Here is a 14,404-nt window from a genome sequence, read left to right as displayed (position 1 = left end):
AAATTTGACAAAATAGATCCATAGAAAGAAGGTAGCATTATGTCTAAATTAGATCAAATCGTCGATTTTCTTGAAACTGAAAAAACAGACGTCGCTGTTGTATCTGATCCTGTCACCATCAATTACCTGACTGGATTTTACAGTGATCCCCACGAACGCCAACTCTTCTTGTTCGTCTATACAGACCACGAACCCCTTCTCTTCGTTCCTGCACTTGAAGTGGAACGGGCGACTGCTGTTGTCGATTTCCAAGTAGTTGGCTATGTAGATTCTGAAAACCCTTGGGAAAAGATTAAAGGGGCTATCGCTAAACCAGATGCCAAAACTGTTGCACTTGAATATGATAACTTGATCCTTACCAAATACAATGGCTTGCGTACTGTCTTTGAAAAAGCAACATTCACCAACTTAACACCACGGATTAACCGCATGCGCTTGATCAAATCTGCTGATGAGATCCAAAAGATGTTGGTGGCCGGTCAATACGCAGATAAGGCTGTCAATATGGGATTTGATGCCATCTCACTGGATAAAACAGAAACTGATATCGTTGCAGAAATCGACTTTGGCATCAAACGCTTGGGCTATGAAATGAGCTTTGAAACTATGGTCCTGACGGGGAATAATGCAGCTAACCCCCACGGTATTCCTGGAAGCAATAAAGTCGAAAACAATGCTCTCTTGCTCTTTGACCTTGGCTGTATGGTGAATGGTTATGCGTCTGATATGACCCGTACCGTCGCGGTTGGAAAACCGGATGATTTCAAAAAAGAAATCTACCACTTGACGTTAGAAGCTCAACAAGCAGCCATCGATATGATCAAACCTGGTGTAACCGCACATGACGTTGACCGTGCTGCACGGAGCGTCATCGAAAAAGCTGGCTATGGTGAATACTTCAACCACCGCCTTGGACACGGTATCGGTATGGATGTGCATGAATTCCCTTCTATTATGGAAGGAAATGACCTGGTGCTTGAAGAAGGCATGTGCTTCTCAGTCGAACCTGGGATCTATATCCCAGGTAAAGTCGGAGTCCGTATCGAAGACTGCGGCTATGTCACAAAAGACGGCTTTGGACTCTTTACAGAAACCAGCAAAGACTTGCTTTACTTTGACTAATCCTTTTGTAGATCCAAGTCGCAGCAAACAGAATGTTTCGTCAATAAATATAAAAAATGAGGCTGGGACAAAAGTCCTAGCCTCTTAATTGTTTTTGGATTGTCGAACAAGACGCAGTGGTTGAGTAGTCTCTACTACGCTGATTTCATCAGCTTTTACAGCCTACTCAACTGTTCGGAGGTGGGACGACGAAATCGAATTCTAACGAATGACCGATTTCTGTCCCACTCTCTTTTTTCTTATGAAACCGATTCGAGGTCCATTCTTTTCTGCGCGTCTTCTACGACTTCTTTTAGGCTGGTTTGAGCCATCTCTTTTTCCATAGCAGTCTGAATGTCCTCAAGCTTTCCATCTAAAACATTATGGATATTGTGGCCAATTGGGCAGGCTGGATTCGGATTGTCATGAAAACCAAATAATTGACCTGTCGAACCTAAGCATTCTACTGCTTGATAGATATCCAGCAGGCTGATCTCATCGGCTGCTTTTGCGAGCTCAGCTCCGCCTGTCCCACGCGCTACATGAATCAATCCAGCTTTCTTCAACTGAGACAAGGTCTTTCGAATAATAACAGGGTTCACGCCGACACTTCCTGCCAAAAAATCACTGGTTACTTTTGTTTTCTCTCCTTGTAGAGCAATCATGATCAAGACATGAGTCCCAATGGTAAAGCGACTCGAAATTTGCATAACTTCACTCCTTTCTACCCGTTTTTGAAGGTAGAGTCTATTGAACAACCGTCAAGGGACGACTTTCGTTATTCCTATTATACTCTTTTCAGTTGTAATGTCAACAGTTACACTATTGGAAGAAGTCCTCTAGCCAAGCATCGATTTCTCGATCATGACCTTCTCTCTGCTCAATTTCATGAAGGAGCTCATGATTGTGGGTATGATGAATGCCATTGACCAAACTTTCATAATATACTTGGTAATAAGGAAGATGGAGGTCTTTTGCCAGTTGCAGTTCTTTTTGGACATCATAGTCCACCCGTCTAAAATCGACATCTTTTAGCCCCATTTGATCAAATTCGAGAATGGCATACATGGCCCGAAGGTCCTTGCGAAGATTCTTTTCCAAAAAGAAAGGTTGACCGATCGATCCAGGATTGATAATCAGTTCTCCTCCTGTCCCGTAGCGGAAAAACTGCTGGTGAATGTGTCCGTAGACTGCAATATCACAAGACGGGTTTGTCACCAAGCGATCAAAATCCTTCTGCTCACCAATGTGGATCAATTCGCGACCCCAATTCTTATCAGGTAAGTGGTGGGTAATGCCGATCTTTAAACCTGCGATTTCTCTATGGACCTGCATGGGCATTTTCTGCATGTCTTCAATTTCCTGGGGCGTGATTTCTTCAAGAATATATTGACACTGGCGCATGAGGTAGCGATGACTGGGTCTGGTCTCATCCAACATCCCCCTCATAGCCCGCCAAAGACTATCTTCCCAGTTTCCAAGGACTTTGACCGTAATCGGTAGCTCCTCTAACAGCTCCAAGAGGGCCCGTCTCCCTGTCCCCGGCATCAAACTATCTCCCAAGAGCCAATATTCATCCACCTTGGCTTTTCGACTATCCTCTAGGACAGCTTCCAATGCTGTCGTATTTCCATGAATATCTGAAAGTAAAGCAATTTTAGTCATGATCTTCTCCTTCTCTCCATTATAACAAAGAGAAGAAAAACTTCCACCCAAAGGTGAAAGTTTTATGAACATTCCATGCTACCAGAAATGAAAAATAAGGATAGAGATCTTTATTGGACGATATCAGCCACGGGCTTTGTATCTTATAAACGAACACGCCTCCAACTCTTTGTATCTTAGTCTACTGATTTGAGAGCTTCGAGCATGTCTACTTTTCGGAGATAATGGTCAACATAAATTCCTAACAGGAGCAAGAGAAGGAGCATTCCTCCGACAGGAAAGAGAAAAACGCTAAGTCCCACTTTAGGGTAAAAGAGAATGGCATCTGGTGCAATCATTGCAATGAGGAATTGATGAAGATAATAACCACCCACTAATCCCATGAGGATCCCTATGATAGACAATAAGATGGTTTCGCGGTAAATATAGAGCGTCACTTCCTTATTATGGAATCCTAAGACCTTAATGGTCGATAATTCACGGATCCGCTCTGCCACATTGATATTGGTTAAATTATACAAGATCACGATAGCTAGCAAGATCGATACGACTACTAGAATCATCATAGTGGTGTCCAAAGATTTGGCAACTGAGTTAAAGAGGGAAATCATCGAAGCGTTCTGACTAACCGCCTTCACAGCTGCAAGATTCATCATATCCCGACTAACAGCCTGCACTTGTCGTGTAGAAGGATTTTTCAACTGCAGCAAATAGCTATTTGCTGAAGTCCGCTTTCCGTAGATTTTTTGGTAACTTGCCTGATCCATATAGACAAAATGGCCTACATAATTTTCAGTGATTCCTGCTACCGTAAAAGTATGACCATCTAAGGTCAGTCGATCACCGACTGTAACCCGGGCTAGTTGTGCTAGTTTACTACTGATGATAACCCCTTTCTTGAGAGACAAGGGCTCTCCTTGCTTGAGAGAACGCAAGCTGACAAAGGGAGAAAAATCTGCACGATTTGTAACCATCATCGTAATGGTCTGCTTGTCGCGTCCACCCTTTAAAGAAGCTTCGATGACCTTACTATAAATCAATCGATAATCCTTGATGTCTGATTTTGCCAGACGATTGGTTAGTTCTTTGCTTTCTTGGTAGGAGGCATTCGTTTTTTTGGCTACAATCAACTCATAAGATAGGATCTCTTGAAATTGGCGTTTGGAAACACTTCCTACAGAAGATTGAATCCCTAGCCCTGCAAAGAGAAGAGCAACAGAACCCGCCACTCCAAAAATGGTCATCAGCATCCTTTGTTTGTAACGAAAGAGATTGCGAGCAGTAACCTTGTGCGTGAAATTCAGACGCTTCCAAATAAAATGGACACGCTCCAGAAAAATTTTCGAACCGGATACTGGTGGTTTGGGCAGTAATAAAAGATTGGCTTCTTCTTTTAATTCCTTACGAGCAACCCAGTAAGCTGGAAGCACACTCGCGACGAAAGACAGTCCAAGAGCAATCAGAGTAATATCCCTATAAAAATACTCTCTGCTCTCTCCTATAACCATCCCTTGCGTAATAATGTTGGAGATGATTCCCGATAGGAAATAATGCCCCAACAAGCTTCCTAGAAGGGTTCCAATCGTACCAGCAAAGAATCCATAGAGGACAAATTTGAGAATGATGTCCTTGGTTCGATAGCCCAACGCCTTAAAAACGCCTGCATTGGTCCGCTCTTCATCGACAAAGCGCGTCATCGTGGTGAAGGTCACCATGGCTGCTACCAGATAAAGAACGACCGGAAAAATATTTCCGATAGCAGAGATACTGCTACTAGCATTGCTATACATCAGGTAACCTTGTCCGCCTGGCATGGTCTTGCGATCATAAACATGATAAGTTGGAATTTCCAGCTGATCTCGCTCGGTTTTGGCTTTTTTTAGCTCCTCCTCTTTTTTTGCAAGTTCCTTTTCACCTGCAGTCCAGTCCTTCTTTTTCTGATCCAGTTGTTCTTTAGCTTGATGGATTTTTTCTTGACTGGCTACTCGCTCTTTAGCTGGCAGAAATGGAGCTAGTTTACTGAGCTGCGTCTCCTGCAAGTCTAATTGCTTTTGAGCCTGATCGATCTGATTCTTGGCTGACTGTAATGTTTCCTTGGCACGACTGAGTTCTTTCTGGCCTTTTTGGATCTGCCCATCCGCCTCCTTCTTGAGTCTTTGATAGCGAGCCTTTCCATTGTCTTTCAGAAGTTTTTCTAACTCTTCTTGGTGATCTTCTAGCCGTTTTTGGTAGGCTTGCGAAAAAGAATCCAAAGATCTCAGATCATCAAACTGGATCCGCGCCATCACAGGGAGTTTAGTCGTAAAGACCTCTTTTGAAACCAGAGCATAGGCATCCAGATTCCCACTGCCACTCATGGCAGTGCCTAAATTCTTTTGAGACCACATCTCAGAGGATTGAACAAAGCCAACAATGGTGAATTGCTTTTGCTTTAAACTAGACCTAGTTCCCGCCTTTTCTTCAAGTGTGAGGGTATCCCCTAATCGATAACGATCCTCCCAAAAACTCGCTAGGGCCAATTCCCCTTCTTTTTGAGGCAGACGCCCCTTGGTCACACGAAAAGAAGAGAGACTCTTTGGGGGAGAAAAAAGTCGGATTGCCTTTCCTGTTCCTTTCAACGTCAGATCCAGCAGTGAACCAAATTCGACACGCGTCCCTTTGAGTCCTAAAAGCTCCTCTTGGTCTACCTGGTCTAATCCCAAGTCCCCCATGACAGCAAGATCTAGCATCTTTTGTTGCTGAATAAACTGGTTAGCCGTTCGATGCATATTTGGAGTAGTCACCTTTAAGCCTACCAAGGCCAAGCTTCCCAACAACATCAAGGTTAAGATGGAGAGAAAACGTCCTTTTGAATGTGTAAAAGAAGCAAACAGATCCTTCCAATAGACTTTTCGTTTCATGCTAGCACCTCTTCTAATACTCTAGTGTAGCAATATCTTGAGGAAGCTCATTGATTTCTACCGACTTGACCTTGGCATCATGCATGCGAATCACACGGTCTGCAATCGGGGCTAAAGCAGCATTATGGGTTACGATGATGACCGTCGCTCCCTTTTTACGAGACATGGCCTGTAAAATCCCCAATACTTGCTTACCTGTCTGGTAGTCTAAGGCTCCTGTAGGCTCATCGCAAAGGAGAATTTTAGGGTTTTTCGCCACTGCCCGAGCAATCGCCACCCGTTGTTGCTCTCCACCTGACAATTGGGCAGGAAAATTATCAAGACGATTGCCAAGTCCTACTTCTCTTAAAACGGCTTCCGGATCCAAGGCATCAGAGACGATTTCTGAAGCCAATTCGACATTTTCCTTGGCTGTCAGATTGGCTACTAAATTATAAAATTGAAAGACAAAGCCAACGTCATCTCGTCGATAATCCGTTCGTTGATGGGAATTGAGCTTAGAAATATCCACCCCATCAATCAGGACCTGTCCTTCGTCATTCGTGTCCATCCCTCCTAAGATATTGAGAACTGTTGATTTTCCAGCTCCTGACGCCCCTAAAATAATGACCAATTCGCCTTTTTCAATCTCAAAAGAAACATCCTGATTAGCGAGAATCTCCGTTTCTCCACTAGTGTATCGCTTGTAACAGTGCTGCATTTCGATGTAGGCCATTTTTTCTCTCCTCCCTCCTATTTCCTATCTATATTATAGTCCTTTTCGTATAGATTACAAAGAAATCGAGGCATCACCAATAGTGATTCTTCCTCATTATCATGAACTATTATAAATTTTATGCTATAATTAGAGAGAAATTTGATTTATTCTTAGAAAGAAGGCTCATCATGAGTTTACAACAGTTTGAAAGGAAATCTCTTCAAGAAATCAACCAGTCTATTGACGTGCCAAAAGGCATCCCCTTTTGGAAGACTCTTCTACTCTTTTCAGGACCAGGAAGTCTGGTAGCTGTCGGCTATATGGACCCGGGAAACTGGATTACCAGTGTGGTCGGAGGGGCACAATACCGCTACCTCCTCTTATCAGTGGTTCTTCTCTCCTCTTTAATCGCCATGCAGTTGCAACAAATGGCTGGTAAACTAGGAATTGTCCATCGTAAGGACCTGGCCCAAACAACCGCCCATCACTTGCCAAAATGGCTTCGCTATACCCTTTGGATTGTGATCGAGCTTGCCCTGATGGCGACAGATTTAGCAGAAGTCATCGGATCAGGGATTGCCCTCCACCTTCTTTTTGGCTGGCCCTTGCTTTTTTCCATTCTGATCACCATCTTTGATGTCTTCCTCTTATTGGGGCTCATGCATCTAGGATTTCGAAAGATCGAGGCCATCGTTTCAACCTTGATCCTCACGATCCTTGCAATTTTCGGCTATCTGGTATTCCTATCGAAACCAGATATCGGAGGAATCTTCGCTGGCTTCCTCCCTCAAAAAGAGGTGCTAGGAATTGGACTTCCAAAAGGAAATGAAGCCTTAACCTTGGCGCTTGGAATCATCGGGGCAACCGTAATGCCTCACAACCTCTATCTCCACTCTTCCATTTCACAAACGCGAAAGGTGGACTACAAAGATTCAGCAGATATCAAACGGGCAGTGCGCTTTATGACCTGGGATTCAAATATTGAATTGAGCTTGGCCTTCGTCGTCAACTCCCTCCTCTTGATTCTTGGAGCGGCCCTCTTCTTTGGTCACGGAGATAAGATCGGTGCTTTTTCTAGCATGTATAATGCCCTCAAAGATAATCATATTGCCGGTGCTATCGCTAGTCCCTTCTTGTCTACCCTCTTTGCCATCGCTTTGTTAGCCAGTGGTCAAAATTCAACCATTACTGGGACCCTAACCGGTCAAATCGTTATGGAAGGTTTCTTGAGATTCCGCCTGCCACAATGGGTCGTTCGTCTCATGACTCGGATCATTGCCCTTCTTCCTGTCATCATCGTTGCGATCTTATTTGGAGATCAGGAACATGTCCTCGACGACCTTCTAGTCTACTCTCAAGTCTTCCTATCAGCGGCTCTTCCATTCTCCATCTTCCCTCTGGTTTATTTCACCTCCAACAAGGAAATCATGGGAGAACATGTCAATGCGAAATGGAATACTTTCTTAGGTTATCTCGTTGCGATTGTCTTAACTATCTTAAATTTCAATCTGATCGTGACAACTTTTATCAAATAAAGAAACCAGCACTTAAACGGTGCTGGTTTCTTTATTCGTCCCTTCATCTTGTTCCTCCTTTTCCTAAAAATTTCCTGACCATTTTTTTAGGAGGGAATTATTTTAAATCACTAATTGTTGTGAGGTTTTCACAAAATCTTGCCAGTGCCCGTCATTCATAAACTTATAAAATTTTTGTACACTTTCCGTTATCTGTACAAAAATGAGAATTGTTGTCTAATTTATTCTTTTGGAGTATAATGCTCTTTGTTAGTGTCGTGAAATTATTTAACATATAAATTATTTTAACGTCAAATAAATAAGAATAAATTTATACAACTACAGAAAGGAACATATGGTACGCCAAAGACAAACAACAACCAAGTCAGACTTACGAAATGCGCTCTCAAAACTCCTCTTGCAACAACCTTTTGAAAGCATCACTATTCGACAATTAACTGAAACCGCTGGGATTAACCGCGGGACCTTCTACTTGCACTATGTCGATAAATACGACATGTTTGAGCAAATGAAAATGGACATGATGCAAGAATTGGATAGCCTCTTCGTTGAAGGAAGCCCTGTCAAGGTAAACTTTCTCAATGTCTTGACTGCTATTAAAGAGAATTATGATTTTATTTATGCCTTGTCCCAATCCTGCTGCTCGGACTTCCGTAAACTAATAAGAAGTTTTACCCTCCATGCATTAGACGATACTCCCCATGCGAAAGAACACATCATTTCAGACTTTCAAGTTCCATACAAGTATGGTCTAGAAATTTTCATCGCTACAATCGAATCTGTGATTGTGACCTGGTTAGAATCTGGTGCCAAGGAAGAGCCAATCGAAATCGGGACGATCATTCTTAGCGTCTGCGACTTTGCTAACTGGAACTAAATTCCCCAACCTTTTCCTACCTTTATGGAGAAGGTTTTTTCTTTTTGGCAAATGAACAACATATAGATCACCTTGTTCAACTTGTTTGTAGAAAGCAAAAAAGCAGGATGCTAGGATCCTGCTTTTTCTCTATTTTTTCTTTGCCAACATGGTTGCAAATCGAAGTTGAATCCGATGGCCATTCTCATCTCGACGATGGAGATGGCCAGGATTTTCATTGTATTTGACCAATTCCCAATCCTTGTAATACTCCGCCAATTCTCCTTCTTTAAAGGTGAACGAGAAGGGCATCTGGCAAGGATAATCTTCCGTATCCATAGCACAGACAATGAGATTGTAACCACCTGGATTGGTATGCTCTTGCATATTGCGGATAATCGCTGGAATCCGATCAGCCTCTAAAAACATGAGGACCACAGTCGATATGATGAAGTCATAGTTTTGGGTAAGAGCTGCAGCATTGATATCATAGAGTCCCACTGGCATCTCTAGATCTTCCTCAGCGACAATACTTTGTAAGATCTCAAGAGCCAGTTCATTTTGATCCACTGCTGTCACGTCAAAGCCATGTTGGGCCAAAAAGAGGGCGTTGCGGCCTTGCCCGCATCCTAGATCCAGCGCCTTTCCAGCTGGGACAATTCCCACTGCTTCTAGCACTTCTGAATGGACAGGATTGGTGTTGTATTTTTTGGGGAAATAGTCTTTTGGCTCACAGTAAAATTCTAGGTACCACTCCACATCGTCAGTCGCCGCTTCGACACGATGCCAGGCCTGGGGCTCGGCCATGGGGTTCTCTGCTCCTGCTTCAAAGAGGTGGCTCGCAATTTCTTCCCCCTCTTCGGTCAATTCAATAAATCGTAACTGACCCTTTAAAACAGTAATCTTTCCCCAGGTTCCTACCTTGGTATTGTGCTTTCTTTGAAGAGCTTCTGGCATGGTATCCTTGGTCCAGATAGGCATGCGCTTGTAAGCAATCAATTTTTGTGTCATGCTGCTTCTCCTTTTTCTTTCTGTACCCTTATCATACAGAAAAAAATTCCTTTTTACAAGTTGGAAAAAGGAGAGCCCATCTCCAAGAAAAAAGACAGATCTGAAACAAGTTTCAAAACTGTCTTTTTCTTTAACGTGTATTGTATTGTTTCATGACCCGTGCGATGTCCCGGTTTTGTTCCCGACGCTTGATGGATTCACGCTTGTCATAATCATGTTTCCCTTTAGCGAGTCCCAAAAGCAATTTGGCATAGCCGTCCTTGAGATAGACCTTCAAAGGCACCAAGGTCATTCCGGTCCCTTTGGTGTCTTGGTCCAGCTTTTGGATTTGCTTTTTATGAAGAAGGAGCTTGCGACGACGGTCTGGATCTTGGTTCCAGATATTGCCTTCCTCATAAGGGGCAATGTGGACATTGCTAAGCCAAACTTCGCCATTTTTTACTTGTGCAAAGCCATCTTTCAAGTTAATGCGTGCCGCACGGACACTTTTGATCTCTGTCCCCGTCAGCACCATCCCTGCTTCAATCGTATCCACGATGGTGTAGTCATGTCTCGCCTTTTTATTTTGCGCGACTACCTTTCCTTCGCCCTTTGCCATGTTTGGCTCCTTTCTTTGCTACTTCCTTGTAAAATGGTTTCTTCCCTTTTTTCTTTTTGGATTTAGAGGAAGAATCTTTCCGCTTGTCATCTTTTCTAGCAGTTGATCCCTTAGAAACTTTTTTGTCCTTGCGTCTGCGATCTCTACGATTGCCATCTCGGTCACGTCCTTTAGACTTGAGACCTTTTTCGACGACATCCCATTCACTTGGAATATAAGAGAAATCAATCTCTCCTGTCATCTTGTCGGCTCTTTCTACCTTGATCCGGATTTGCTGACCGACACGGAAGGTCACTCCTGATTTTTCTCCGCGAAGGGTTAGATCCCGTTCATTAAAATAGTAGAATTCAGGGAGATTGGTAATATGGATCAAGCCTTCAACCGTATTTGGCAACTCCACAAAGAGGCCAAATTTTACCACACTGGAAACCACGGCATCATACTCTTCCCCAACAAAGTCTTCCATGTATTCAGCCTTCTTCATGGCTTCTACTTCGCGCTCCGCATCAATAGCTCGGCGTTCCCGACTAGAGGATTGGCTGGCAATGTCTGGAAGGACTTGTTCAAAGTGTTCAGCCATTTCTTGGGATTTCCCGTATTCGCGCACCATTCGATGAACCATCAGGTCCGGATACCGACGGATGGGACTGGTAAAGTGGGTATAATACTCAGCAGCAAGCCCATAGTGGCCATGGTTGTGTTCTGAGTAGCGAGCCTGTTGCATCGAGCGCAACAACATCATTGAAAGGACATCTGCATACGGTTCTCCTTCTACCTTGCGCATAATTTCTTGCAGGGCTTCTTGGCTCATCTCACTAGCCGTTCCGTAGATCTGGATCCCAAAGCTAGAAGCATAATCGATAAACTTCTGTACTTTTTCTGCTTTTGGATCTTCGTGGATCCGGTAGATGAACGGCAGTTTCAGTCGCGTAAAGTGCTCCGCCACTGTTTCATTGGCAATCAGCATAAAGGACTCGATCATCCGCTCGGCAATTCCTCTTTGGCGAAGGACAATATCGACCGGTTTTCCTTCTTTATTGACCAGAATTTTAGCTTCATTGGTATCAAAATTGAGGGCTCCGCGACGAATCCGCATGCTCTCTAAAATACCATGCAAGGTGGCCATTTGATGAATACTTGGGACAATTTTCTTAAAGGTTTGAGCCTTTTCTTCGTCGCCTGCTAAGATATCATTGACGTCGCTATAGGTCATTCGGAAGGTTGTATTGATCACTGTTTGGGTAATGGTATGCTTGACGACCTTGCCATGTGGATCAATCTCCATGATGGCAGACTGGGTCAGGCGGTCCACATTCGGATTCAAAGAACAGATCCCATTGGAGAGACGCTCTGGCAACATGGGTACAACTCGGTCGGTCACATAGACAGAAGTCGCCCGATTTAGAGCTTCCTTGTCGAGTGCTGAACCTTCCTTAACGTAATAAGAAACATCTGCGATGTGAACACCCAGCTCAAAATTACCGTTCTTCAATGGCTTGATATGGACCGCATCGTCCAAGTCTTTGGCATCTGCCCCATCAATGGTAAAGGTGATCTCCTCTCGCAGATCCAAGCGTCCCTCTAAATCCTTTTTAGATGGTGCATCTGGAACATTCTCAGCCTCTTTCAGCACTTCTTCTGGAAATTCTGAGACAATGTCCATGGATTCTAACACTTCCAAGACATCGATTCCTGGATCGGTTACATGACCGACCACATCCCGCACAGTCGCCACAAAATAATTGTGCTTGCGGCTCGGGTATTGATCAATTTCGACCTTGAGGATTTCGGTCCCTTCCAATTGGATGGCTGGCTTCTTCACATAGATCAGCTGGCTGATCTTTTGATTTTTCGAACGAATGTAGCCGGCATATTTAGGCTTTTCCTCATCCAGAACGATTTGTCCAACTACCGTTTTAATGCTATGCTCCAAGACATCAATAATCTTAGCTTCTGCTGCCGTTCCCTTGTTTCGGTCTGCTACCTTGGTAATGACGATCTCAACGGTGTCCCCATCGATAGCGTGATTGACATCATTTCGACCAACAAAGAGGTCCTCTTCTTCACCTTCTAAACTGACAAAGCCAAAGCCATTTTTATGCGCATGAAAGATCCCCTTGAGGGTAATAGCTGGGGCCTTCTTTTGAGCCAAACGAAGAGAGCCATCATCTTCGAATTTCAACTCATGGCGGCGTTCCATCAGAGAGATGGTTTTGACCAAGTCACGGAAATCCTTAGACCCTTCCTTTCCTAGAGCTGCTGCCAGATCATTGATCTGGGCTTTGTCATGCTCTTGTAAATATTCTTTAATACTTGTTTTCATTGATTTATTTGCTGGTTATCCAGCCTCCTTTTTTCTATCTACTTGTGTCTTTGTTTTACAAAATAAAAATAGGCAAAGACATTGTCTGAGCCTATCTTATCTACTAGAAAGTACCATTAAGATCATCGCGATCAATAACCAAAAGAAGATCATAATAGCTGTTAAACGCTGCATCACGGCTTCAAACCCGCGCGCTTTTGAACGTTCAAACAAGTCATTTGAGCTTGCGTCAAAGACATTGCTCGATTGGTTTTTTGTTGGTTGCATAAAAATTGCGATAATAATCAATACTGATAATACTAGTAAAATAGTTGTTAATGCTCCGCTCATATTCAAAACTCCTTAAAATCCTCACTATTATACCATGAAAATCATTTTGATTCAATATGTAAGGTTACTTTTCTTTCCTTGGGACAATACTTCAAGACCTCGATCTTTTCGGGATGGGTTTTGGTATTTTTACTGGTCAAATAATTCTGACTCCCACAGCTTGTGCAGGTCAATTGAACTTTAATTCGCACGTACGTCTCTCACTTTCAAATACTTTCTAAATAAGAATAAGAGGAACATCAAATCGGTAAAGGCTAAGAGGGCTGTGCCGTAAAAAACCCAATGATAGCCAAAATGCATGAAAATACTCGATCCCATCATTGGCCCTAACACGCCACCTAAGTAGTAAAAGAGCTGGTTGTAGCTAAAGATCCGAGAGATTCCTTCAGGAGGGGTTAAGCGATTTAACAAAGCAGAAACTCCTGGTAAAAGGGCACCAGTCCCAATCCCAAAAAGGAAGCGTAAGATTCCTAATTGCAGGGGTGTTTGCGCTTGGGCACAAAGGATATAGAGACAGCCACTATAAAGAAGGGCGATTAATAAGAGCCGGTGATTCCCAATTCGGTCTCCGAGTTTTCCCATCCAACCTGAAAAGAGCATACTAGAGACTCCCATAGCCGAAACAATCATCCCCGATACAAAGATCAGGTTATCTCTTTGTCCCAAAGCTCGCACATAAAGAGGCAGGATCGGAGAAATAGATTGGGCGATCATTTGAATGGTCATGCTGGTCAAAAAGAGGCCCAAGAGAATATCCTTCTGCTGAATGGACTTGAGCAACTGCCAACTGGATTTTTGTTCTTCTTTTGGAAGGGGCTCATAGTCTTCCTCGATGCCCCAGAAGGTTAAGAGGGAAACCAAAAATAAGAAGAAGCCGACCAAGAGAAAGACATTGCGCATTCCCAGATTTTCAGCAATGAGTCCCCCAATCAAAGGGCCCATCAAGGTTCCAGCCACGACACCGGTCGACAAGGTCCCTAGGGCATAGCCAGATTGGTCCTTGGGAACTTGACTAGCAATCAGGGCTGTACTATTGGGGACAAAGCCTGAAAAAACCCCATTGAGCAAGCGCAGGACCAAGAGCCAAAAGACGGACGGGACAAAGGCAATCCCTCCCATGGTCAGCGTCATGGCAATAGAAGCTCTAAGCATCATAGGTTTTCGACCATAGCGGTCGGCTAAGCTCCCCCAGATGGGAGACATGATCGCAGAAGTTACAGAAGAACTTGCGACGGCAATCCCAGCATAAAAGGGAACAGCCTTGCCCGTAACACCCAACTCTTCCACAAAGAGGGCCATAAAAGGAACGACTAAAGAAAGGCTGGCTCCGATGAAAAAGCACCCGATCCAGGCAATATATAGATTTTTACGCCAATTGATTTCTCTTG

The 14,404-nt window shown here is 43.7% G+C and carries 13 protein-coding genes; 3 read left to right on the top strand and 10 right to left on the bottom strand.

The window, feature by feature from the left end:
- Positions 1–39 precede the first annotated feature (39 nt).
- Complete coding sequence (locus GMC92_RS05780; RefSeq protein ID WP_155199958.1) at positions 40–1,122, top strand: M24 family metallopeptidase; 1,083 nt, start codon at positions 40–42, stop codon at positions 1,120–1,122.
- A gap of 239 nt (positions 1,123–1,361) precedes the next feature.
- Here GMC92_RS05780 and GMC92_RS05770 read toward each other — a convergent pair whose 3' ends face one another.
- The 4 genes from GMC92_RS05770 to GMC92_RS05755 all read right to left on the bottom strand — a co-directional run bounded on the left by GMC92_RS05770 (position 1,362) and on the right by GMC92_RS05755 (position 6,381).
- Positions 1,362–1,811 carry an Rrf2 family transcriptional regulator gene (locus GMC92_RS05770; RefSeq protein ID WP_155199957.1) on the bottom strand — a complete coding sequence of 150 codons (450 nt, stop codon included), beginning with the start codon at positions 1,809–1,811 and terminating at the stop codon, positions 1,362–1,364.
- Between the two features lie 112 nt (positions 1,812–1,923).
- Positions 1,924–2,766, bottom strand: a complete 843-nt coding sequence (locus GMC92_RS05765) for a metallophosphoesterase family protein (RefSeq protein WP_129824040.1) — start codon at positions 2,764–2,766, stop codon at positions 1,924–1,926.
- Between the two features lie 176 nt (positions 2,767–2,942).
- Positions 2,943–5,666 carry an FtsX-like permease family protein gene (locus GMC92_RS05760; RefSeq protein ID WP_155199956.1) on the bottom strand — a complete coding sequence of 908 codons (2,724 nt, stop codon included), beginning with the start codon at positions 5,664–5,666 and terminating at the stop codon, positions 2,943–2,945.
- A 13-nt stretch (positions 5,667–5,679) separates the two neighbouring features.
- Complete coding sequence (locus GMC92_RS05755) at positions 5,680–6,381, bottom strand: ABC transporter ATP-binding protein (protein ID WP_070595245.1); 702 nt, start codon at positions 6,379–6,381, stop codon at positions 5,680–5,682.
- A 170-nt stretch (positions 6,382–6,551) separates the two neighbouring features.
- Here GMC92_RS05755 and GMC92_RS05750 point away from each other — a divergent pair, with 170 nt between their 5' ends.
- Both GMC92_RS05750 and GMC92_RS05745 read left to right on the top strand, forming a co-directional pair.
- On the top strand, positions 6,552–7,898 hold the full coding sequence (locus GMC92_RS05750; RefSeq protein ID WP_045759710.1) for an Nramp family divalent metal transporter: 1,347 nt from the start codon (positions 6,552–6,554) through the stop codon (positions 7,896–7,898).
- 334 nt (positions 7,899–8,232) lie between these two features.
- A complete protein-coding gene (locus GMC92_RS05745; RefSeq protein WP_003008179.1) occupies positions 8,233–8,775 on the top strand; it encodes a TetR/AcrR family transcriptional regulator in 543 nt (180 codons plus the stop codon).
- A gap of 129 nt (positions 8,776–8,904) precedes the next feature.
- On the opposite strand, the gene tehB is transcribed toward GMC92_RS05745, so the two are convergent.
- The 6 genes from tehB to GMC92_RS05715 all read right to left on the bottom strand — a co-directional run bounded on the left by tehB (position 8,905) and on the right by GMC92_RS05715 (position 14,396).
- Entirely contained in the window at positions 8,905–9,765 is an 861-nt protein-coding gene (tehB, locus tag GMC92_RS05740; RefSeq protein WP_045759711.1) for an SAM-dependent methyltransferase TehB, read from the bottom strand.
- A gap of 130 nt (positions 9,766–9,895) precedes the next feature.
- Complete coding sequence (gene smpB, locus GMC92_RS05735) at positions 9,896–10,363, bottom strand: SsrA-binding protein SmpB (RefSeq protein ID WP_003005443.1); 468 nt, start codon at positions 10,361–10,363, stop codon at positions 9,896–9,898.
- The gene (gene rnr / locus GMC92_RS05730; protein WP_129299083.1) at positions 10,326–12,686 is read right to left on the bottom strand and encodes a ribonuclease R; all 2,361 of its coding nucleotides are present in this window, start codon (positions 12,684–12,686) and stop codon (positions 10,326–10,328) included. The genes smpB and rnr overlap by 38 nt, the downstream gene beginning before the upstream one ends.
- Before the next feature lie 96 nt (positions 12,687–12,782).
- Positions 12,783–13,016 carry a preprotein translocase subunit SecG gene (gene secG / locus GMC92_RS05725; RefSeq protein ID WP_003008189.1) on the bottom strand — a complete coding sequence of 78 codons (234 nt, stop codon included), beginning with the start codon at positions 13,014–13,016 and terminating at the stop codon, positions 12,783–12,785.
- A gap of 41 nt (positions 13,017–13,057) precedes the next feature.
- The gene (gene rpmG / locus GMC92_RS05720) at positions 13,058–13,207 is read right to left on the bottom strand and encodes a 50S ribosomal protein L33 (RefSeq protein WP_003005699.1); all 150 of its coding nucleotides are present in this window, start codon (positions 13,205–13,207) and stop codon (positions 13,058–13,060) included.
- A complete protein-coding gene (locus GMC92_RS05715) occupies positions 13,197–14,396 on the bottom strand; it encodes a multidrug efflux MFS transporter (RefSeq protein WP_338324040.1) in 1,200 nt (399 codons plus the stop codon). The genes rpmG and GMC92_RS05715 overlap by 11 nt, the downstream gene beginning before the upstream one ends.
- Between the last annotated feature and the right edge of the window lie 8 nt (positions 14,397–14,404).

Source organism: Streptococcus parasanguinis, from assembly GCF_009717775.1.
Lineage (GTDB): Bacteria > Bacillota > Bacilli > Lactobacillales > Streptococcaceae > Streptococcus > Streptococcus parasanguinis_AG.
Note: the sequence above shows the minus strand (reverse complement) of the source record. Positions and strands in the feature narration are given on the sequence as shown.